This is a genomic window from Bradyrhizobium sp. MI1.7, assembly GCF_055811795.1.
In genome coordinates this window covers 3,225-24,539 of record NZ_JBVVPO010000027.1, presented here as the reverse complement: position 1 = coordinate 24,539, position 21,315 = coordinate 3,225, and the positions used below count along the sequence as shown (strand labels likewise).

Below are 21,315 nucleotides of genomic sequence, written 5' to 3'. Positions count from 1 at the left end.
AACTGTTTTTGAAATGCATAAGGTCGCGATGTCGATGAAACTACCTCACTTCGCCGATGCGGACAGCTTTCTCGCCTTTCGCTCTGATCCACGGCAATGGCTGGGAATTGCGCTCGACATCGCGCGCAGCCACGGTCTCGATATCAGCGCGCCGCACGTGTTTGCGACCGGCACCAATCTCGTCGTCGGCCTCAGTGAGAAGCTGATCCTGAAAATCTTCCCGCCGCAGCTCGGCGCGCAATTCGTGTCCGAACGCGGGTCGCTGGCGCAGCTTGCCGGCCGCCTTCATCTGCCGATCCCGGAGATCGTCGCGGAGGGTGAGCGCGATGGCTGGCCCTATCTCGTCATCACGCGTCTTGCCGGCACGCTCGGCTCGGAGGTGTGGCCGCAATTGGCCGAAGCGCAGAAGGAGCGCCTGCTGCGCCAGATCGGCGAGACCATCGCCGCCGTGCAGCGCGCACCGCTCGGACCGCTGGCGGAGATCGAGCCGCGCTGGGATGCGTTCATGCGCGCCCAGATGCAGGGCTGCAAGGCGCGGCACATGCGCCTCGGCCTTGCGCCGAAATTCCTCGAAGGCCTCGACGATCTCCTGCGTGACGCTGCAAAACTGATCCCGATGGATGCGCCGCCGGTGATCCTGGTCGGCGAATATATCCCTCAGAACTTCCTGCTCGCCTGTCATGACGATCAATGGTCGCTCGCGGGCCTGTTCGACTTCGGCGACGTGCTGACGGGATGGCGCGACTACGATCTGCTCGGCCCCGGCGCCTTCATGGCGGCCGGCCGGCCGGGGAGGGTGCGCAGTCTGCTCGAGGGCTTTGGCTATGCAAAGCCGGACTATGCGCTCAAGCGCCGGCTGATGGCGCTGATGCTGCTGCACCGCGCCAGTGACCTCAACAGCCACGTCTGTATCGAGGGCTGGCAGGACAGGGCGAACGATCTCGTCGAGTTGCAGGATCTGATCTGGGCGGGCTGAACCGCCCAGGCCATCTGCGACGTCCTGCTCAATCCAGCAGCGCTCAATCTTTCAGCTTATTTTTGAAGCAGAATCGCATCTTTGTATGCAATTGACCGGCTTGCCCAAAAGGCGATCAGCCGCCGAAATCACAAAAAATAGATTGGAATCAACGCTTTATATGGAAATTAAGAACCCATTAAGCGCTGGCACGAACCTTGCGAATCCCTGTTCCAACCAGAAACTTTTGCGTTGGAGCATTTTCCATGAAGCGCCGCGATTTCCTCAAGTCCGTGTCCGGATTGGCCGCAGGCGCGGCGCTTCCGGCGATCCCACAGGTCGTCTCCACCGCCTATGCCGATGCGCGTTCGGAGACGCTGCTGATCGTCTCGGAAGGCGGCCCGAACAATCTCGACATCCACGGCGTCGGCACCAACGTGCCCGGCTATGAAGTGTCGTGGAATTGCTACGACCGCCTGATCAGCCACGAGATGAAGGTCGGCCCCGGCGGCGTGCCCTATTACGACCGCGACAAGTTCAAGGGCGAACTCGCCGAGGAGATGAAGATCGACGACATGTCGGTCACCTTCAAGCTGCGCAAGAACGCCAAATTCCACGACGGCACGCCCGTCACCGCCAAGGATGTGAAGTGGTCGCTCGACCGCGCCGTCAGCGTCGGCGGTTTCCCGACCTTCCAGATGAGCGCGGGCTCGCTGACCAAGCCGGAGCAGTTCGTCGTGATCGACGACACCACCGTGCGCGTCGACTTCCTGAAAAAGGACAAGCTCACGATCCCCGATCTCGCGGTCATCGTGCCCTGCATCGTCAACTCCGAGCTGGTGAAGAAGAACGCCAGTGAGAAGGACCCCTGGGGTCTCGAATTCACCAAGCAGCAGACCGCGGGCTCCGGCGCCTACAAGGTGACGAAGTGGACCGCCGGCACCGAAGTCATCATGGAGCGCAACGAGGATTGGGTCTGCGGTCCCTTGCCGAAGATCAAGCGCGTGATCTGGCGCATGGTGCCGCAGGCCGGCAACCGCCGCGCGCTGCTGGAGCGCGGCGACGCCGACATCTCCTACGAGCTGCCCAACAAGGACTTTCAGGAGATGAAGGCGAACGGCAAGCTCAACGTCGTGTCGCTGCCGTTCTCCAACGGCATCCAGTATATCGGCATGAACGTCACCAAGCCGCCGTTCGATAATCCAAAAGTTCGCCAGGCGGTTGCCTATGCGCTGCCCTATCAGAAGATCATGGACGCGGTGATGTTCGGCCTCGCCAACCCGATGTTCGGCGCGCCCAAGGACAAGCCGACCGAAGTCGCCTGGCCGCAGCCGCACAAATACAACACCGACATTGAGAAGGCGAAAACGCTGATGGCGGAGGCAGGCCTCGCCAACGGCTTCGAGACCACGATCTCGTTCGATCTCAACTTCGCGGGCGTCAACGAGCCGCTCTGCGTGCTGGTGCAGGAATCTCTCGCGCAGATCGGCATCAAGACGACCATCAACAAGGTGCCCGGCGCCAACTGGCGCACCGAGCTGAACAAGAAGGAGATGCCGCTCTTCACCAACGTGTTCTCGGGCTGGCTCGATTACCCCGAGTACTTCTTCTACTGGTGCTATCACGGCAACAATTCCGTCTTCAACACCATGAGCTACAAGTCGGCGGAGATGGACAAGCTGATCGACGGCGCCCGCACGGCGGCGGCGACCGGCGACACTGCGACCTACGATGCCGACGTGAAGGGCTTCGTCGATCTCGCTTTCACCGACATCCCGCGCATCCCGCTGTACCAGCCCTTCGTCAACGTCGCGATGCAGAAGAACATCAGCGGCTACCAATACTGGTTCCACCGGAGGCTGGATTACCGCGCGCTGGTGAAGGGGTGAGCCGTCATGCTGATCGTCGGCGACGCATCGGCATGTGTTTGTCTCTCTGCTCGCGATGCGGTTTCGTCATCGCGTGAGATGGCCACCAATCTCTCGCTCCCTCCCCCCTTGCGGGGGAGGGTCGGGGAGAGGGGTAGCCACGAACTCCGACCTCTCCTGGGGCCACCCCTCTCCCTAGCCCTCCCCCGCAAGGGGGGAGGGAACGCAGCGGAGCCAGCCTGCTCACAATTGCCAAGCAGAAGGAGAGCGCTCCCATGCTGACCATGATCGGCAAGCGCCTGATGTTCGCGATTCCCTCGCTGATCGGGGTCGTCATCGTCACCTTCCTGCTGACGCGCGCGTTGCCCGGTGATCCCGCCGCATACTTCGCCGGTCCCGCCGCGACCAAGGAAGCCGTTGAGCAGATCCGCAAGAAGCTCGGGCTCGACAGGCCGCTGATCGAGCAGTTTTTCCGCTACACCAACGACCTCGCCCATGGCGATTTCGGCAACTCGCTCACCACGGGGCAGCCGGTCGCGGCCGAGATCCGCAACCGCCTGCCGGCTTCCGCCGAGCTCACGCTGCTCGGCCTCATCGTTTCGGTCGTGATTGCGATCCCGCTCGGCGTGCTGGCGGCGACGCGGCCGGGATCATGGGTCGACCATCTCTGCCGTGTCACGACGACGGCCGGCGTGTCGTTACCCGTGTTCTTCACCGGCCTGGTGCTGGTCTATGTCTTCTACTTCAGGCTAGGCTGGTCACCCGCGCCGCTCGGCCGCCTCGATGTGTTCTACAGCGCGCCGCCGACGGTGACCGGCTTCTATCTGATCGACACCCTGATCGCGCGCGACTTCGAGGCGTTCCGCTCGGCGCTGAGCCAGCTCATCCTGCCGGCGACGACGCTTGCGATCTTCTCGCTGGCGCCGATCGCGCGCATGACGCGCGCCTCGATGCTGGCGGTATTGTCGTCGGAGTTCGCGCGCACGGCACGCGCCAGCGGCCTGTCGCCGACAACGGTCATCGTCACCTACGCGTTCCGCAATGCGATGCTCCCCGTGATCACCACGCTCAGCATGGTGTTCTCGTTTCTGTTAGGGGCCAACGTGCTGGTGGAAAAAGTGTTCGCCTGGCCCGGCATCGGCTCCTACGCGGTGGAGGCGCTGATCTCGTCGGACTTCGCGCCCGTGCAAGGTTTTGTGCTGACCATGGCGGTCATGTACGTGCTGCTCAATCTCGTGATCGACATTCTCTACGGCGTGATCGATCCGCGTGTCAGGTTGGAGGGCTAGATCATGAGCTCCGTTGCGCCTGCTGTTGAACCCGTCGGTCCCGCGCGGACATCAGGGCTGGTCGCGATCCTCGAACAGACCCGCTACGTTCTCGGCGAGAACAAGGTCACGGGTTTCGCCTTCGCGCTGCTGATCGTGATCCTTATCGCGGCGATCTTCGGCCCCTACGTGGTGCCGTATGATCCACTCGCTTCCGATACCGCCGCGGCGCTGAAGCCGCCGTCGATGGCGCATTGGTTCGGCACCGATCAGCTCGGCCGCGACATCTTCAGCCGCGTCGTCGTGGCGACACGGCTCGATACGTTCATCGCGGTCGCCTCCGTCGTGCTGGTGTTCCTGATGGGCGGCCTCGCCGGCATCGCGGCCGGCTATTTCGGCGGCTGGACCGATCGCATCGTCGGCCGTATCGCCGATACCATCATGGCGTTTCCGCTGTTCGTGCTGGCGATGGGCATCGTCGCCGCCCTCGGCAACACCGTGCAGAACATCATTCTGGCCACGGCCATCGTGAACTTTCCGCTCTATGCCCGCGTCGCGCGCGCCGAGGCCAATGTCCGCCGCAATGCCGGCTTCGTGCAGGCCGCGCGTCTGTCGGGCAACGGCGAATTCCGCATCCTGCTGGTGCACATCTTGCCGAACATCATGCCGATCATGATCGTGCAGATGTCGCTGACCATGGGCTACGCCATCCTCAATGCCGCGGGGCTGTCCTTCATCGGCCTCGGCGTCCGCCCGCCGACCGCCGAATGGGGCATCATGGTCGCCGAAGGCGCGGGCTTCATGGTGTCGGGCGAATGGTGGATCGCGCTATTCCCCGGCCTTGCTCTGATGATCGCCGTGTTCTGCTTCAACCTCCTCGGCGACGGCCTCCGCGACATCGTCGACCCGCAGCGGAGGACGTGATGATTGTTTCCAAGCACGCCGATGCGCTCCCTCCCCCCTTGCGGGGGAGGCACAGGCCGCCTTCGGCGGCCGTCCTCTTAGTCAACGCCGAAGCGAAGCTTCGGCTATGGGAGAGGGGTAGCCCCGGGCGAGGTCTGAGCTCGTGGCTAGCCCTCTCCCTGCCCCTCCCCAGCAAGGGGGGAGGGAATGAGAGGCCGGTGCCCGCCTCACACGCAAATTTCCCGCCGAAATTCACCAATGATTCCAACCCCATTCTACTGTGCATGGGGTTGTTTTCGACATTTTTGATCGGGAGGTCCGCATGACCGCCCAGCCCCTGCTCGACGTCCAGGACCTCACGGTCGAATTCACCACCCGCCGCGGCATCGTCAAAGCCGTCCAGCACGTCAACATTTCCGTCGCCAAGGGCGAGACGCTCGCCATCGTCGGCGAGTCCGGCTCCGGCAAGTCGGTGACGTCCTATGCGGTGATGCGCATCCTCGACCGGGCGGGGCGGATCGCCGAGGGCTCGGTGATGTTCTCGGGCATCGACGTGAAGGCGGCATCCGAAGGCCAGATGCGCGACCTGCGCGGGCGCGAAGTCTCGATGATCTTCCAGAACCCGCGCGCCGCGCTCAACCCGATCCGGAAAGTCGGCGACCAGATCGAGGACGTGCTGCGTACTCATGTGCAGCAGGCGATGGTTTCGGACCACGGAGAAAAGGCGATCGAGGCGCTGGAGCAGGTCAAGATCGCCCGCCCGCGCGAGCGCTACCACGCCTATCCGTTCGAGCTGTCAGGCGGCATGTGCCAGCGCGTCGTCATCGCGCTCGCGCTCGCCTGCAATCCGCAGCTCCTGATTGCGGACGAGCCGACCACCGGCCTCGACGTTACCACCCAGAAGGCGGTGATGGACCTGATCGTCGAGCTGACCAAGCGGCGTGCGATGTCGACCATCCTGATCACGCATGATCTGGGTTTGGCCGCAGCCTATTGCGACCGCGTCGTGGTGATGGAAAAGGGCCGCGTGGTCGAGACCGCGAAAGCCGCCGACATCTTCGCCAACCCGCAGCACCCCTACACCAAGAAGCTGATGCGCGCGACGCCGCGGCTCGGCGTGTCCTTGCGGGATTTGTTGGCCGAGGAGGAGGGCGCGTCCTCATCCGCAGCCGTCATGGCCGGGCCTGACCCGGCCATCCATCAGCCTTCGCAAGGTGAGACCTCCAAGCCCCTCCTGCTCATCGAAAAGCTCGTGAAAGAGTATCCCCGCCAGGGCGCCACCGCCACGCTCGGAAAACTGTTCGGCCGCAAGCCGCCGGTGGAGCCGGACGTCTTCCGCGCCGTCGACGGCATCAGCCTCTCCATCGGCCATGGCGAGAGCGTCGGCCTGGTCGGCGAGTCCGGCTGCGGCAAATCGACGACGTCGATGATGGTGATGCGGCTGCTCGACCAGACCTCGGGCCTGATCCAGTTCGACGGCGAGGACATCGGCGCCATCCAGCCGGCGTCGTTTGCCCGGCTGCCGCAGCGCAGCCGCATCCAGATGGTGTTCCAGGACCCGACCGACAGCCTCAACCCGCGTTTCACCGCCGCCCGCGCCATCGCCGACCCCATCATGCAGCTCGGCGACATCAGGGGCCGCGATGCACTGCGAGCGCGCTGCGAGGAGCTCGCCACCATGGTCGGGCTGCCGCACAATCTGCTGGATCGGTTTCCGCACCAGCTCTCCGGCGGCCAGAAGGCCCGCGTCGGCATCGCGCGCGCCATCGCGCTGCATCCAAAACTCGTCATCCTGGACGAGCCGACCGCGGCGCTGGACGTCTCGGTGCAGGCCGTGGTCCTCAATCTGCTTCAGGACCTGAAAGCGCGCTTAGGTATGAGTTATCTGTTCGTCTCGCATGATTTGAACGTAGTGCGCTTGTTGTGCGATCGTGTCATTGTCATGCGGACAGGTCGAATCGTCGAAGAGGGCCCTTCCGAAAAGGTCCTCAGCGATCCGCAGGACGACTATACCAAGGAGCTGCTGACGGCGATCCCGCATCCGCCGTTGCAGGTCCACTAAGAGTGCACTGAGAGATTGTTTGGGAGCGTGATGGCCGAGCCGCTGGACGAGTATATCGACGCCGTATCGAAAGCGCTGGCGCTGCCGGTCGAGGAGGCCTGGAGGCCGGCGGTGCGCGCCAATCTCGAAGTCTCGCTCCGGCTTGGCCGACTGGTCGACGAATTCGCGCTGCCGGACGAGACCGAGCCCGCGCCGATCTTCACGGTCTGACCCCGCCATGACCACCAAGCCAGAGATGACGGCTGCGGACATCGCCAAGGCTGTGGCCGGCGGCAAGATGTCGGCACGCGATGCCACCGAAGCTGCGCTTGCGCGCATCAAGCAGCACGATGGCGTCCTCAATTCCTTCACCGACCTCACCGCCGATCGCGCCCGTGCGAAGGCGCGTGCGATCGACGCCGACATCGCGGCGGGCAAGGAGGTTGGCCCACTTGCCGGCGTTCCCTTCGCGGTGAAGAACCTGTTTGACGTCGCAGGCCTGCCGACACGCGCCGGCTCGAAGATCAACCGCGACCTTGCGCCAGCGAAACGCGATGCCACGCTGATCGAGCGGATGGAAGCCGCCGGCGCCGTGCTCGTCGGCGCGCTCAACATGGGCGAATACGCCTACGACTTCACCGGCGAGAACGTCCATGACGGTCCCTCGCGCAATCCGCATGACACGACCCGGATGACCGGCGGCTCGTCCGGTGGTTCGGGGAGCGCAGTTGGCGGCGCGCTGGTGCCGATCGCGCTCGGCTCGGACACCAATGGTTCGATCCGCGTGCCGTCCTCCTTCTGCGGCATCTTTGGTTTGAAGCCGACCTATGGCCGGCTGTCGCGGGCGCGCTCGTTCCCATTCGTCGCGAGCCTCGATCATCTCGGTCCGTTCGCGCGCTCCGCCGCCGACCTCGCGCTCGCCTATGACGCGATGCAGGGACCCGATGCGGATGATGCTGCCTGCACCACGCGTGGCCTCGAACCGACGGTGCCGCTGCTCGCCAATCCGATTTCGGACCTGCGCATCGCGATTGCCGGCGGGCACTTTCAGAAGAACGTGTTTCCCGAGGCCGTCGAAGCCGTCAGCCGCGTCGCCAAGGCGCTCGGGGTGACGAAGATCGTTGACGTGCCTGAAGCCTCGCGCGCCCGCGCGGCCGCCTATGTCATCACCACCACCGAAGGCGCCTCGCTGCATCTCGATCGCCTGCGCAAGCGCCCGAACGATTTCGATCCCGCCGTGCGCGACCGGCTGATCGCCGGCGCCATGGTGCCGGCGCCGCTGGTCGACCGCGCGCAGAAATTCCGCCGCTGGTATCGCGCGCAGCTCGCCGAGATCTTCAAATCCGTCGACGTGCTGATTGCGCCGGCCACGCCCTGTACCGCGCCGAAGCTTGGCCAGGTGAATTTCACGCTCGACGGCGTCGAGTTGCCGGTTCGCGCCAATATCGGCATCCACACCCAGCCGATCTCGTTCATCGGGTTGCCGGTCGTCGCCGTGCCTGTGCCGCTCGAGCCGCTGCCGATCGGCGTCCAGATCATCGCCGCGCCCTGGCGCGAGGATATCGCGCTGCGCGTCGCGCACGCATTGGAGCAGATGGGCGTGGTATCCGCGCCGTCGCCAAGGGGACTTTGAGAGGAATTTAGAATGGAGATCGATCTCCCCGAGGTGATCGCGGAAGTGAAGGCCGCGTTCGAGCGCTATGAGCAGGCCCTGATCACCAACGACGTCGCCGTGCTCGGCGAGCTCTTCCGCAACGATCCCCGCACGCTGCGCTACGGCATCGGCGAGAACCTCTACGGCTATGAGGCGATCTCCGGCTTCCGCGCTGGCCGCTCGCCGGTCGGCCTGAACCGCCGCACCGCGAAAACCGTGATCACCAGCTATGGCCGTGACACGGCCGTCGCCTCCACTCTGTTCTACCGCGACACGGCTCCCGGCAAGGTCGGCCGGCAGATGCAGACCTGGATTCGCTTCCCGGAGGGCTGGCGCGTCGCCGCCGCCCATGTCAGCATCATCGACGAGTCGAAAGAGACCTGATCGTATGACGCTTGACGATCTTCCGCCCGGAACATTGCCGGCCGAGCCGGTGGTGCCGCGCGTCGACCGGGCGCAGCCCAGCGTGCACAAGATCACGCGCGCCGAGGAACTGCGGCTTCAACTCGCCGACGAGATCGTGCGTGGAACCCTGGCGCCCGGCGCGCCGCTTGATGAAACCGACATCGCGCGGCGCTTCAGCGTCTCGCGCACACCGGTCCGCGAGGCGTTGCGCCAGCTGGTGGCGAGCGGCCTCGTCGAATCGCGCGCCCATCGCGGCGCGGTGGTGGCGCAGCCTTCGGTCGAGCGGCTGAAAAGCATGTTCGAGGCAATGGCGGAGCTCGAGGCGCTCTGCGCCGGCCTTGCCGCCGAGCGCATGTCGGCTGCCGAGCGCCACGGTCTCGAAGCCATCCACGAAGAGCTGCGCGTGCTCAGCTACGCCGGCAATCCCGATCGCTTCCACGAGGTCAACGAGCGCTTCCACAACGCGATCTATGCGGGATCGCAGAATGGCTACATCGCCGAGATCACGCTGGCGACGCGCGTCCGCGTGCAACCGTTCCGCCGCGCCCAGTTCCGCAATCTCGGCCGATTGGCAAAGTCGCAAGCCGAGCACGACCGCGTCGTCGTCGCGATCATGCGCGGCGACAAGCAGGGCGCCGCCGCCGCCATGCGCGCGCATATCGAGCTGGTGCGCGGCGAGTATGAGATTTACGCGGTGTCGGTGTAGGGCGGCAAACGCGGTACCGTAGGGTGGGCAAAGGCGCAAAGCGCCGTGCCCACCGTCTTTCTCAACGCGCGGTGATGGTGGGCACGCTGCGCTTTGCCCACCCTACGAGACCTACGTCTTCGCTGCTTCCGCCATGAACTTCCGCCAGCCACCATACGCCGTTATATCGCGCGCCTCGCCCAGCACCTCCGGCTCGACGAGAAACCCCTTCACGCTGCGGTCGTCCGCAAGCCTGATTGTGCCGATTGCCATCGGCGCTGGAATTGCATTCACGAACCTGCCGAACGCGGATGACGACAGCGACCAGATCTCCAGCTCGATCGACGCGCCCGTGCCAGCCTCGACGCGCAGCATGCCCGGCTTCGGGGGCGTGGTCTTGAGGGCGTAGAGCTTGTAGTCGGGCGCGGTCCTGGTCGCTTCGATTAGCTTTCCGTTGAGCGCCTTCAATTCGCCGTTCAGCGCCATGCCGGACAGGTGAGCGCCGACCACTGCGATCGGAATCTCGTCGCTGCTGCTTGCGGCAAGCGGCGCCAACGGGGCCTGCGCCACACCCTTCGCGCCGACGGTCAGTTTCGTATCCGCATGGAATGCACGGCCGATGCTCGCAAGCAGCGCATCGCGCCCCGCAGGCGCGAGCAGCGTGATACCGAACGGAATGCCGTCGGTGCGCATCGACGCCGGTACCGCGAGGCCACAGAGGTCGAGCAGATTGACGAAATTGGTGTAGGTGCCTAGCCGGCTGTTGAGCTCGATCGGATTGGCCAGCACCTGCGCGGTCGTATACGCGGTCGGCGCGGTCGGCAGCACCAGCGCGTCGATATTGGCGAAGGTGCGCTCGGCGATCTTGCGCAGGCCCTGCAAACGGTAGAGCGCAGAGAAGGTTTCCGCAGCGGTCAGCCGCGCGCCGGCGACGGTGATCTCGCGCGTCACCGGATGAATCGAATCAGGCGCGGATGCCAGCAGATCCTTGATCACGAGATAACGCTCGGCGACCCACGGCCCCTCATAGAGCAGCCGCGCCGTCTCGTAGAACGGCTCGAGGTCGAACTCGACCAGCTTAGCGCCGAGCGCGGTCCAGCGCTTCAGCGCATCGCCGTAAGTGGCTTCTGCCTTCCTGTCGCCGAAGAAGATCAGTTGTCCGTTGCGCGGTACGCCGAGGCGCAAATTCGCGGGGAACTGCGTGATCGCGCCGAGCGGCCGGTCGCGCGAGAACGGGTCGGCCTGGTCTGGACCCGCCATCACGGAGAGTGCGAGGGCGGCGTCGTCGACGGTCAAAGCGAATACCGAGATGCAGTCGAGCGTGCGGCATGCCGCCACCAGGCCAGCAGTCGAGATCATGCCGAGGCTCGGCTTCAGCCCGACGATGTTGTTGAGCATCGCCGGCACCCGGCCGCTGCCGGCGGTGTCCGTGCCCAGCGACAGCGGCACGAGTCCGGCACCCACCGCGACCGCCGAGCCAGAGCTCGAGCCTCCAGGAATGAGATCCTCGCGGATCGAATTTTTGGGGATGCCATAAGGCGAGCGCACGCCGACGAGGCCGGTTGCGAACTGGTCGAGATTGGTCTTGCCGATGATGATCGCGCCGGCCGCGCGCAGGCGCTCCACCGCGGTCGAATCATGCGTCGGCGTATACGAGAAGGCCGGGCAGGCCGCGGTGGTCGGAAATCCCAGCGCGTCGATATTGTCCTTCACCGCGATCGGCACGCCGTAGAGCGGCAGGCTGGTGGCATCCCTTGCGGCAAGCTTCTCGGCCTCCGCGATCGCGTCCTTCTCGTCGCGCAGGCTGATGAAGATTGCGGGATCGTTGTGATCGCGGATGCGCTGATAGGTTCGCGCGACGGTCTGCGCAGGCGTGATCGTGCCCGCGCGATGCGCGGCCACAATCGCGGCGATCGTTTCAGGCTGCTCAGCCCCCATGGTGACAAAACTCCGGCAACAGGTCTTACCCGGATTGAAGCAAGCGATGTGCCATTGTGTACACAATCCGGGCAGGCGCAATGCCCCGGATATTGTCGAGGGATCAGTGGCTTGTTGGATATTTCGAGGATTGATGGGCCGTCGTGCCAGCGCCCTGATACGGGCATTTGCGTAAATGTTGGGCAGTCTCGATCAGGTGAAGCCGGCAAGGATCTGGAGCAGCCGCTCTCGGTTCTCCTTGCCGATCTTCTCCACGACATGCCGCTCGTGCTCGGCGGCGAGGCGCTTGAATTTGGCAAGCGCCGTCTCCCCCGGTGCGGTGAGGTGCAGCGCGTGGGCGCGGCGGTCCGCCTTCGACTTGATCCGCTTCACCAGCTTGCGCTGTTCGAGGCTGTCGAGCAGATGCACCAGCCGGGCGCGCTCGATGCCGAGCCGCTTCGCCACCGCCATCTGGGACAGGCCCGGATTGGCGCCGATGACCGTCAGCACGGAATACTGCGTCGGCTTGATATCGACCTCGCCGAGCGTCTTGATGAAGTCCTGAAAGATCCAGATCTGGAAGCGCCGCACCGCATAACCGGCGTGCCCGACCAGCGCGTCGAGGCCGATCTCGTCCGCGTCGTTCGGCCGCGCCGCGCCGTTGCCGGCACGTTTGCGTGGGGAGGGGCGGGGCTCAGTTCGGGCTGCGCTGGCTGTCACGTGATCTCTCCTGCCGAGCAACCTTAGCGCTTCGAAGGCCTCTGTGGAAGATTGTTGTTGACGACAACAATTGTCGTGCCAAACAATATGGTCAAAGCGGCCCGGAACGAGGCTGTAGCCGATCCCTGATACGGGCGAGGAGGAAACCATGACAACCGCCGCACGCGGTGACGCTTCGAGCCTGTTCGCAACGCCCAAGACCGTCGCCGAGCATCGCGCCGACGGCAGCATCGTGCTGCGCTCGCCAGACCCCTTGCGCGACAGCGCGCGCTGCATCGGCGACTGGCTGGAGCAATGGGCGCGGCAGACGCCTGATGCGATCTTCCTCGCCGAGCGCGACAGCGCCGACACGCCCTGGGCCACCATGACCTACGCGGGTGCCCTGCGGCGGGTGCGCGCAGCAGCGAGCTGGATCTTGGCGCAAGAGCTCAGCGCCGAGCGTCCCGTCGTCATCCTCTCCGACAACAGCATCGACCATGCGCTACTCGCCCTTGCGGCCCAGCATGTCGGCGTGCCCTCGGCCGCGATCTCGCCGGCCTATTCGCTGATGTCGAAAGATTTCGACAAGCTCAAGAGCATGATTGCGCTGCTGGAGCCCGGCGCGATCTATGTCTCCGCGACGAAGCCGTTTGCCGCGGCGCTGGCCGCGATCAAGCCGCTGCACAGCGCGCAGATCATCAGCGGAAATGCCGGCGATGCTGATGCGCTGGCCTTCCGTGACATTGCGGCGACGCCCGAAACGGGCAACGTCGCAAAAGCCTTCGCCGCGGTGGCGCCGGACACGATCGCAAAATTCCTGTTCACCTCGGGCTCGACCGGCACGCCGAAAGCCGTCATCAATACGCAGCGCATGCTGACCTCGAGCCAGCAGGCCAAGGCGCAAACCTGGACGTTTCTCGAACCGGGCCGCGGCGATCTCGTGATCCTCGACTGGCTGCCTTGGAGCCATACCTTTGGCGCCAACCACAATTTCAATCTCGTGCTGCGCAACGGCGGGTCGCTCTATATCGACGGCGGCAAGCCCGCGCCCGGTCTCTTCGCAACGTCACTCGCCAATCTGAAAAGCGTGATGCCGACGGTCTATTTCAACGTGCCGCGCGGCTTCGACATGCTGATCGCAGCGCTGCGCGGCGACGAGGAGCTGCGCCGCCGCTTCTTCGGCGAGGTGAAATTCGCCTTCTATGCCGGCGCCGCATTGCCGCAGAACCTCTGGGACGCGCTCGAGCAGCTTTCGGTGGCGACGGTTGGTCGTCCGCTGCCGATGGTGTCGGCCTGGGGCTCGACCGAGACGTCACCGCTCGCGACCGACTGTCATTTCCTCGCAGAGCGCTCGGGCAATATCGGCGTGCCCATTCCCGGAACCGAGCTGAAGCTCGTCACGTCGGGCGACAAGCTGGAGGTGCGCGTGCGCGGCCCCAATGTCACGCCGGGTTACTGGAAGGCGCCGGAGCTGACGAAGCAGGCTTTCGACGACGAGGGCTTTTATCTCATTGGCGATGCCGTGAAGCTTGCCGATGCGAACAGGCCGGAGCGCGGGTTGTTCTTCGATGGTCGTGTTGCGGAAGACTTCAAGCTCAATTCCGGCACCTGGGTCAGCGTCGGCACGCTGCGCGTCGCCGGCATCGCGGCACTCGCGCCGCTGGCGCAGGATATCGTCGTCGTCGGCCATGGCGGCGACGAGGTGCGCTTCCTGGTCTTCCCGAACATGGCCGCGTGCCGTGCCCATGCCGGCTTGCCCGAGACGGCAGGCGTCAACGATGTGCTTGGCGATGAGAGGGTCAGGGCTGCGATCGCGCAGGGCCTGGCGAAGCTGAAGCAGCAGGGCACCAACTCCTCCGGCCACGCGACGCGCGCGCTGCTGCTCGCCGAGCCGCCGTCGGTTGACGGAGGAGAGATCACCGACAAGGGTTACATCAACCAGCGCGCCGTGCTGACGCGGCGTGCCGATGCGGTGGCGCGCGTGCATGATGATGCGTCGGGTGAGTGGATCGGTCTGTAGCCACTGGCAGATCAAGTCGGAGTGAGGCCACGCTCTGTCCACATCGTCATTGCGAGCGCAGCGAAGCAATCCAGAATCTTTCCCCGGTGGGGCTCTGGATTGCTTCGCTGCGCTTGCAATGACGGGGATGGGTCGAGCAGCTCGCGAAATACGCCAGCCATTCTGCCGCAATATCCTGCATGATTCTTTTGTTGCTTAAGCAACTAATTTGTGCGAACCGTTCCAGACAAGGATGACGGCGGGGGAACCGCTGCGCCTGATCCTGGAGGAAACGATGCTCGGCAGAGAGGGTGCCGCGGGCAAATGCCGGCGTATGCCTGAAGGCGGCGATGCCGCGCGCTTCACGCGCGCGTCAACTGGTGCTGCTGCCGGTCACTGCGCCGAGATTTTCGTGCAGCCGGCGCAGCAGATCGATCAGCACCTCGCGCTCGTCCTTGCTCAGGCAGGACAACAGCCGCCGCTCGCGATCGAACGCCGCGACGATCACCTTGTCATGGGTGGCGCGGCCTCTGGCCGTGAGCGCGATGGAATGGGTGCGGCCGTCATTCGGGTCGGTTCGAATCGAGACCAGCCCGCGCTTCTCCAGCCCCGCGAGCGTCCGGCTCACCGGCCCCTTGTCAAAACCGATGACGTGGCAGATCCGCGAGGCGGGAATGCCGGGCTCGATCGCCAGCAGCGACATGATCCGCCATTCCGTGACGTTGACGCCAAACTCGCGCTGGTAGAACGCGGTGGCGCTGTTCGAGAGCTTGTTGGCGATGAAGGTGACGAAAGCCGGGACATAACGGTCGAGATCGAGCGTCGGCCCGGTTTCGGCGGGTGCGGGCCTTTGGCGGGCTCTGGTCGAAGACGGCGGCATATCGGTCTTTTGTCTCGCGGCGTGTCCGAAGACCTAAGGGCAAGCGCGGCTCTTTCACAAGATCAAAATGAGGGAGGACTTCAATGAGCGCACCTGGCTCCGCCGTATCAGGCGTCCCGCATCTCGACGTCGATCCCTTCGACATGAATTTTTTCGCCGACCCCTATCCCACGCACGAGCTGCTGCGGGAGGCAGGTCCGGTCGTCTATCTCGACAAGTGGAACGTCTATGGCGTGGCACGCTATGCCGAGGTCCATGCCGTCCTGAACGATCCCGCGACGTTCTGCTCCAGCCGCGGCGTCGGCCTCTCCGATTTCAAGAAGGAGACGCCGTGGCGGCCGCCGAGCCTGATCCTCGAGGCCGATCCGCCCGCGCACACGCGGACCCGCGCCGTGCTCTCGAAGGTGCTGTCGCCGACCGTGATGAAGCAGGTGCGCGACCGCTTCGCCGCGGCGGCCGAGGAGCGGGTGGACGCGCTGATCGAAAGGCGCAGCTTCGACGCGATCGCCGACCTCGCCGAGGCCTATCCGCTCTCGATCTTCCCGGATGCGCTCGGGCTGAAATCCGCGGGGCGCGAGCATCTGATTCCCTACGCGAGCGTCGTGTTCAACGCATTCGGGCCGCCCAACGAGCTGCGCCGGGAGGCGATTGCGCGTTCGACGCCCCATCAAGCCTATGTTGCCGAGCAGTGCCAGCGCGAGAACCTTGCGCCCGGCGGCTTTGGCGCCTGCATTCATGCCCAGGTCGACGAGGGCGCGATCACGGCCACCGAAGCGCCACTGCTGGTGCGCTCGCTGCTGTCGGCTGGCCTCGACACCACTGTCAACGGGATCGGCGCGGCCGTCTATTGCCTCGCGCGCTTCCCCGAGCAATGGCAGCGCCTGCGCGGCGATCTCACGCTCGCGCGTAGCGCCTTCGAGGAAGCGGTTCGTTTCGAAAGCCCGGTGCAGACCTTCTTCCGCACCACCACACGTGAGGTCGAGCTATCAGGCGCGACGATCGGTGAAGGTGAGAAGGTGCTGATGTTCCTTGCCGCCGCCAATCGCGATCCGCGTCGCTGGGACAAGCCCGACAGCTACGACATCACGCGTCGCTCGTCCGGCCATGTCGGTTTCGGCTCCGGCATCCACATGTGCGTCGGCCAGCTCGTCGCGCGCCTCGAAGGCGAAGTGATGCTGACGGCGCTGGCGCGGCGTATCGCGAAGATCGAGATCACGGGCGAGCCGAAACGCCGCTTCAACAACACGCTGCGCGGGCTCGACAGCCTGCCGGTCACCATCACCCCGGCCTGACGAGGAGCCTCGATGCCAGCCATCACTTTCATCCATGTCGACGGCAAGTTCGATCGTGTCGAAACTTCAGGCGACGAAAGCGCCATGCAGGCCGCGACCCGCCATGGTCTCGACGGTATCCTGGCCGAGTGCGGTGGCAATGCCATGTGTGCGACCTGCCACGTCTATATCGACGCAGCCTGGCTCGCGCGCCTGCCCGCGATGGCTGATGACGAAGACGCGCTGCTCGACGGCACCGCCGCCGAGCGGCTGCCGAACAGCCGGCTGGCCTGCCAGATCATGATCACGCCCGCGCTCGACGGGCTGGTGCTGAGATTGCCGGAACGGCAGGTCTGATTCCAGAACGAGCCGGCGGCGACCGGCGCGACACACAAAGGGGAGGGAACGATGAAACACCTGAAATGGACTCTCGCGCTGGCGGCGAGCCTGATGAGCGGCGCGGCGAGCGCCGAGATCTCCGACAATGTCGTGCGCGTCGGCGTGCTCAACGACATCTCGGGCATCTTCCAGGACACCAACGGCATGGGCTCGGTCGAGGCCGCGCGCATGGCCGCCGAGGATTTCAACGGCGGCGGCAAAGGCATCAAGGTCGAGATCGTCTATGCCGACCACCAGAACAAGGCCGATGTCGGCAACGCGATCGCGCGCAAATGGCTCGATGTCGAGGGTGTCGATGCCATCGTCGACGTGCCGAATTCGGCCGTCGGCCTCTCCATCAACACGCTGCTGCGCGACAGCCGCATGACCTTCCTGGCGTCGTCCACGGCGAGCTCGGATCTCACCGGCAAGGCCTGCTCGCCCAATACGATCCAATGGGTCAACGATGCCTGGGCGACCGGCAACACCACCGCGGCGGCGATGATGGCGCGCGGCGGCAAGGACTGGTATTTCCTCACGGTCGACTATGCGCTCGGCAAGGGCATCGAGGCGGAGGCGCAGAAATACATCGAGGCGCATGGCGGCAAGGTGCTTGGCTCCTCGAAACATCCGCTCGGCACCTCCGATTTCGCCTCCTTCCTGTTGCAGGCGCAGGGCTCGAAAGCGCAGGTGATCGGCCTCGCCAATGCCGGCGGCGACACCATCAACGCGGTGAAGCAGGCTGCCGAGTTCGGCATCCAGCAAGGCGGGCAGAAGCTCGTCGCCTTCCTGCTCTTCATCAACGACGTCCATGGCATGGGCATCAAGGTCGCGCAGGGCCTCCAGCTCATGGAAGCGTTTTACTGGGACATGAACGACGATACCCGCGCCTTCGCCAAGCGATTTGCGGCGCGGCCCGGCATGAACGGCAAGATGCCGAGCGGCAACCAGGCCGGCGTCTATGCCTCGACGCTCGCTTATCTGAACGCGGTCGCCGCAACCGGCAGCGACAATGCGAAGGACGCCGTGCCCGCGATGAAGAAGTTCAGGGGTAAGGACAAGCTGTTCGGCGACACCACGATCCGCCAGGACGGCCGCGTCGTGCATCCCATGTATCTGTTCGAGGTGAAGAAGCCGGAGGAGTCGAAATATCCGTACGACTATTACAAGCTGGTCTCGACGATTCCCGCGGATCAGGCGTTTAGGCCGCTCGCGGAGGGCGGATGTGAGCTGGTGAAGTAAAAGATAGCTACGAGCGCTGCTGCACCCTCGCCCCTTGTGGGAGAGGGTGGCTTCGCGAAGCGAAGCCGGGTGAGGGGTCTCTCTCCTCACGAATGGTCGTGCGAGTGGAGAGAACCCCTCATCCGGCGCCATAACCGAAGCTTTGCTTCGGCGTTCTTGAGAACGGCGGCCGAAGGCCGCCTATGCCACCTTCTCCCACAAGGGGAGAAGGAAGAAAGATCTACGCCACCTTGCTACTTCCCTGCGTGATCAACCTCGCCGCGCGCTGGTCGCGGGCGTAGATCCAGAGCCAGCTCAGGGCGACGCTGAGGCGGTGGCGCAGGCCGATCAGGAAGTAGATGTGGGCGATGCCCCAGATCCACCATGCGATCGTGCCGCGCAGTTTGACCTTGCCGAAATCGATCACGGCGAGCCGCTTGCCGATCTGTGCGAGGCTACCGGAGTGCTTGTAGCGGAATGCACCTTTATTCTCGCCACGCAGGCGCGTCTTGATGGTTTCGGCGACGTGCCGGCCCTGCTGCTTGGCGGCCGGAGCGATGCCGGGCACCGGCTTCCCCTCCCAGGCATTGATCACAACGGTGTCGCCGATCGCAAAGATTTCGGGATGACCAGGTATCGTCAGATCGTCTTGGACCTCCACGCGCCCGGCGCGATCGCTTGGTGCGCCCAGCCATTCGGCGGCGGGCGAGGCGCGCACGCCGGCGGCCCAGATCCGCGTCTTTGCTTCGAGCAGCTTTCCGCCGAACACGACGCCCTCACGGTTGATCTCGGTGACGGCCTGGCCCAGCACGACCTCGACGCCGATCTTTTCCAGCGAGGCCTGCGCATAGGCCGAGAGATCATCGGGGAAGCCTGCGAGCACGCGCGGTCCGGCCTCGATCAGCACCACGCGTGCCTTGTGGGTGTCGATGTTGCGGAAGTCGGCGGGGAGCGTGTGGTGCGCCATTTCGGCGATGGTGCCGGCGAGTTCGACGCCGGTGGGGCCGGCGCCGACGATGACGAAGGTCAGCCGCGCCGCGCGTTTGGCCGGATCGGTCTCGCGCTCGGCGCGCTCGAATGCCACCAGGATGTGACGGCGCAGCGTGGTCGCGTCTTCGAGCGTCTTCAGGCCGGGGGCGAACTGCTCCCACTCGTCATGGCCGAAATAGGCATGGCGGGCGCCGGTGGCGAGCACCAGCGTGTCGTAGGGCACCTCGCTGCCGTCGTCGATCAGCACGCAGCGCCGGTCGGCATCGACGCCGCTCACCGTCGCAAACAGGGTCGTCACCTCGCGCCGGTCGCGCATCAGGTGCCGGACCGGCCAGGCGATTTCGCTGGTCGCGAGCGAGGCGGTCGCGACCTGGTAGAGCAGCGGCTGGAACAGGTGATGGTTGCGGCGGTCGATCAGCGTGATCTCGACCGGCGCGCCCGCAAGCCGGTAGGTCGCCTCCAGCCCGCCGAAGCCGGCTCCGACGATGACGACGCGGTGGGGATTTGCGGCCATGATACACCCTCGAATCTCGCTGCTGCTCTCCTTCATCTAAGTGCGCATTGGGCGCCGTAGTCCAATAGCCGTCATCAATCGCGGCATAGGCCGGGCGTATCGTCATCCCGCGAAAAAGCGCCGCAGCCTTGGTCGAAGTGAGTAGAATTATATTTCTTGCCATCCTCGATTGGGGCGAAATATGGTGCAGGGGCGGGCGCTGAGCCATTGGCGGCGCGACAGATTTTGCGTTCAATAGAGACAGACCCGGGGCGGCGATCACCCCGTTTCCGGGATCAATAATAAGGAGGGGAGTGGTTATGAGGACGGCATTCTGGCTGGCGGGCGCAGCGGCGCTGGTGCTGGCAAATCAGGCTTTCGCCGGCGACACCATCAAGATCGGCTTCGTTTCGACCTTCAGCGGCCCGACCGCCGTGATCGGCAACGACATGCGCAATTCCTTCGAGCTCGCGCTCGACCACATCGGCCGCAAGATGGACGGCAAGCCGGTTGAGGTGATCTACGAGGACGACGGGCAGAAGCCCGATGTCGGCAAGCAGAAGACCGAGAAGCTGGTGCAGTCCGACAAGGTCGATTTCATCGTCGGCTACATCTGGTCGAACGTGCTCTTGGCCTCGCTCAAGACCGCGGTGGACTCGCAGACCTTCCTGATCTCGGCCAATGCCGGTCCGTCGCAGCTCGCCGGCGAGCTGTGCTCGCCTTACGTGTTCTCGACCTCCTGGCAGAACGACCAGACGCCGGCCGCCATGGGCCTCTACATGAACCAGAAGGGCGTCAAGAGCGTGTTCCTGATCGGGCCGAACTACGCGGCCGGCAAGGACATGCTCGCAGGCCTGAAGAGCACGTTCAAGGGTGAGGTCAAGGGCGAGGAATACACGGTCTGGCCGAGCCAGCTTGATTTCTCCGCCGAGCTCTCCAAGGCGCGCGCCTCGGGCGCCGAGTCGATCTTCGTGTTCTATCCCGGTGCGGCCGGCGTGCAGTTCCTCAATCAATATGCGCAGGCCGGCCTGAAGAGCACGATGCCGCTCTACACCGCCTTCACGGTCGACGAGCTGTCGCTGCCGCTCCAGAAGGAGAACGCGCTCGGCGTTCCCGGCGCGCAGGAATGGGTCAACGACCTCCCGAACGAGCAGAACAAGCGCTTCGTCGCCGACTACCGCAAGAAGTACCCCAATCTGCGCCCGACCTATTACGGCGCCCAGGCCTATGACGCGGCCCAGCTCATCAACAGCGCGGTGGTCGCGGTGAAGGGCGACACCAGCAAGAAGGACGCGATGAAGGCCGAGATGGAGAAGGCCAACTTCAAGTCGCTGCGCGGCCCGTTCAAATACGGCAAGAACCACATCCCGGTGCAGAGCTTCTATCTCCAGGACGTGGTCAAGGACGGCGAAGGCCAGCTCTCGCTGAAGACGGTCGCGACGATCGTGGAAAACGACCAGGATCGATTCCACGACAAGTGTGCGATGAAGTGAGCTGATGCCTTTTCCCCTCTCCCCGTCTGCGGGGAGAGGGTCAGGGTGAGGGGGAGTCTCCGCGGGGACGGAGGTCGTTGTATTCCTCGATAGTCCCCACATCGTCATTGCGAGCGCAGCGACGCCCGAAAAACGAGGAAGAGCGGGGGGGGGGAGGGGTTTTTTTGTGGGGGGGGGGGGGGGAGGGGGTAGTGG

The 21,315-nt window shown here is 64.7% G+C and carries 18 protein-coding genes; 14 read left to right on the top strand and 4 right to left on the bottom strand.

Going from position 1 to position 21,315, the window contains the following annotated elements:
- The first annotated feature begins 28 nt into the window (after positions 1-28).
- The 9 genes from AC0L3X_RS23580 to AC0L3X_RS23540 all read left to right on the top strand — a co-directional run bounded on the left by AC0L3X_RS23580 (position 29) and on the right by AC0L3X_RS23540 (position 9,800).
- Entirely contained in the window at positions 29-976 is a 948-nt protein-coding gene (locus tag AC0L3X_RS23580) for an aminoglycoside phosphotransferase family protein (protein ID WP_231143704.1), read from the top strand.
- A 245-nt stretch (positions 977-1,221) separates the two neighbouring features.
- Positions 1,222-2,844: an ABC transporter substrate-binding protein gene (locus AC0L3X_RS23575; protein WP_283017824.1), complete on the top strand. Its 1,623-nt coding sequence runs from the start codon at positions 1,222-1,224 to the stop codon at positions 2,842-2,844.
- Positions 2,845-3,098: 254 nt separating this feature from the next.
- Complete coding sequence (locus AC0L3X_RS23570; RefSeq protein ID WP_473316845.1) at positions 3,099-4,112, top strand: ABC transporter permease; 1,014 nt, start codon at positions 3,099-3,101, stop codon at positions 4,110-4,112.
- A gap of 3 nt (positions 4,113-4,115) precedes the next feature.
- Positions 4,116-5,015: an ABC transporter permease gene (locus AC0L3X_RS23565; RefSeq protein WP_063979948.1), complete on the top strand. Its 900-nt coding sequence runs from the start codon at positions 4,116-4,118 to the stop codon at positions 5,013-5,015.
- A gap of 301 nt (positions 5,016-5,316) precedes the next feature.
- A complete protein-coding gene (locus AC0L3X_RS23560; protein ID WP_063979947.1) occupies positions 5,317-7,056 on the top strand; it encodes a dipeptide ABC transporter ATP-binding protein in 1,740 nt (579 codons plus the stop codon).
- Between the two features lie 30 nt (positions 7,057-7,086).
- Complete coding sequence (locus AC0L3X_RS23555; RefSeq protein WP_063979946.1) at positions 7,087-7,266, top strand: DUF4089 domain-containing protein; 180 nt, start codon at positions 7,087-7,089, stop codon at positions 7,264-7,266.
- A 7-nt stretch (positions 7,267-7,273) separates the two neighbouring features.
- Positions 7,274-8,668, top strand: a complete 1,395-nt coding sequence (locus AC0L3X_RS23550) for an AtzE family amidohydrolase (RefSeq protein ID WP_063979945.1) — start codon at positions 7,274-7,276, stop codon at positions 8,666-8,668.
- A gap of 12 nt (positions 8,669-8,680) precedes the next feature.
- Positions 8,681-9,073, top strand: a complete 393-nt coding sequence (gene hpxZ, locus AC0L3X_RS23545; protein WP_063979944.1) for an oxalurate catabolism protein HpxZ — start codon at positions 8,681-8,683, stop codon at positions 9,071-9,073.
- A gap of 4 nt (positions 9,074-9,077) precedes the next feature.
- On the top strand, positions 9,078-9,800 hold the full coding sequence (locus AC0L3X_RS23540) for a GntR family transcriptional regulator (protein ID WP_014491242.1): 723 nt from the start codon (positions 9,078-9,080) through the stop codon (positions 9,798-9,800).
- Between the two features lie 111 nt (positions 9,801-9,911).
- Here the strand turns inward: AC0L3X_RS23540 and atzF are convergent, their stop codons facing one another.
- Both atzF and AC0L3X_RS23530 read right to left on the bottom strand, forming a co-directional pair.
- On the bottom strand, positions 9,912-11,717 hold the full coding sequence (gene atzF, locus AC0L3X_RS23535) for an allophanate hydrolase (RefSeq protein WP_063979943.1): 1,806 nt from the start codon (positions 11,715-11,717) through the stop codon (positions 9,912-9,914).
- Between the two features lie 192 nt (positions 11,718-11,909).
- Positions 11,910-12,416, bottom strand: a complete 507-nt coding sequence (locus AC0L3X_RS23530; RefSeq protein WP_063979942.1) for a MarR family winged helix-turn-helix transcriptional regulator — start codon at positions 12,414-12,416, stop codon at positions 11,910-11,912.
- Positions 12,417-12,564: 148 nt separating this feature from the next.
- Here AC0L3X_RS23530 and AC0L3X_RS23525 point away from each other — a divergent pair, with 148 nt between their 5' ends.
- The gene (locus tag AC0L3X_RS23525) at positions 12,565-14,415 is read left to right on the top strand and encodes a feruloyl-CoA synthase (protein WP_063979941.1); all 1,851 of its coding nucleotides are present in this window, start codon (positions 12,565-12,567) and stop codon (positions 14,413-14,415) included.
- A gap of 352 nt (positions 14,416-14,767) precedes the next feature.
- Here the strand turns inward: AC0L3X_RS23525 and AC0L3X_RS23520 are convergent, their stop codons facing one another.
- The gene (locus tag AC0L3X_RS23520; protein WP_063979940.1) at positions 14,768-15,274 is read right to left on the bottom strand and encodes a MarR family winged helix-turn-helix transcriptional regulator; all 507 of its coding nucleotides are present in this window, start codon (positions 15,272-15,274) and stop codon (positions 14,768-14,770) included.
- An 83-nt stretch (positions 15,275-15,357) separates the two neighbouring features.
- Between AC0L3X_RS23520 and AC0L3X_RS23515 the strand changes: the two genes are divergently transcribed.
- The 3 genes from AC0L3X_RS23515 to AC0L3X_RS23505 are packed head-to-tail and all read left to right on the top strand — an operon-like array spanning position 15,358 to position 18,165.
- Positions 15,358-16,566, top strand: a complete 1,209-nt coding sequence (locus AC0L3X_RS23515) for a cytochrome P450 (protein ID WP_063979939.1) — start codon at positions 15,358-15,360, stop codon at positions 16,564-16,566.
- Positions 16,567-16,578: 12 nt separating this feature from the next.
- Positions 16,579-16,902, top strand: coding sequence for a 2Fe-2S iron-sulfur cluster-binding protein (locus tag AC0L3X_RS23510; protein WP_063979938.1), 324 nt, complete (start codon positions 16,579-16,581; stop codon positions 16,900-16,902).
- 51 nt (positions 16,903-16,953) lie between these two features.
- Positions 16,954-18,165: an ABC transporter substrate-binding protein gene (locus AC0L3X_RS23505; RefSeq protein WP_063979937.1), complete on the top strand. Its 1,212-nt coding sequence runs from the start codon at positions 16,954-16,956 to the stop codon at positions 18,163-18,165.
- Between the two features lie 220 nt (positions 18,166-18,385).
- On the opposite strand, the gene AC0L3X_RS23500 is transcribed toward AC0L3X_RS23505, so the two are convergent.
- A complete protein-coding gene (locus tag AC0L3X_RS23500) occupies positions 18,386-19,648 on the bottom strand; it encodes an NAD(P)/FAD-dependent oxidoreductase (protein WP_063979914.1) in 1,263 nt (420 codons plus the stop codon).
- Between the two features lie 299 nt (positions 19,649-19,947).
- On the opposite strand from AC0L3X_RS23500, the gene AC0L3X_RS23495 reads away from it, so the two are divergent.
- Entirely contained in the window at positions 19,948-21,120 is a 1,173-nt protein-coding gene (locus AC0L3X_RS23495; RefSeq protein WP_028148067.1) for an ABC transporter substrate-binding protein, read from the top strand.
- The last annotated feature ends 195 nt before the right edge of the window (positions 21,121-21,315 follow it).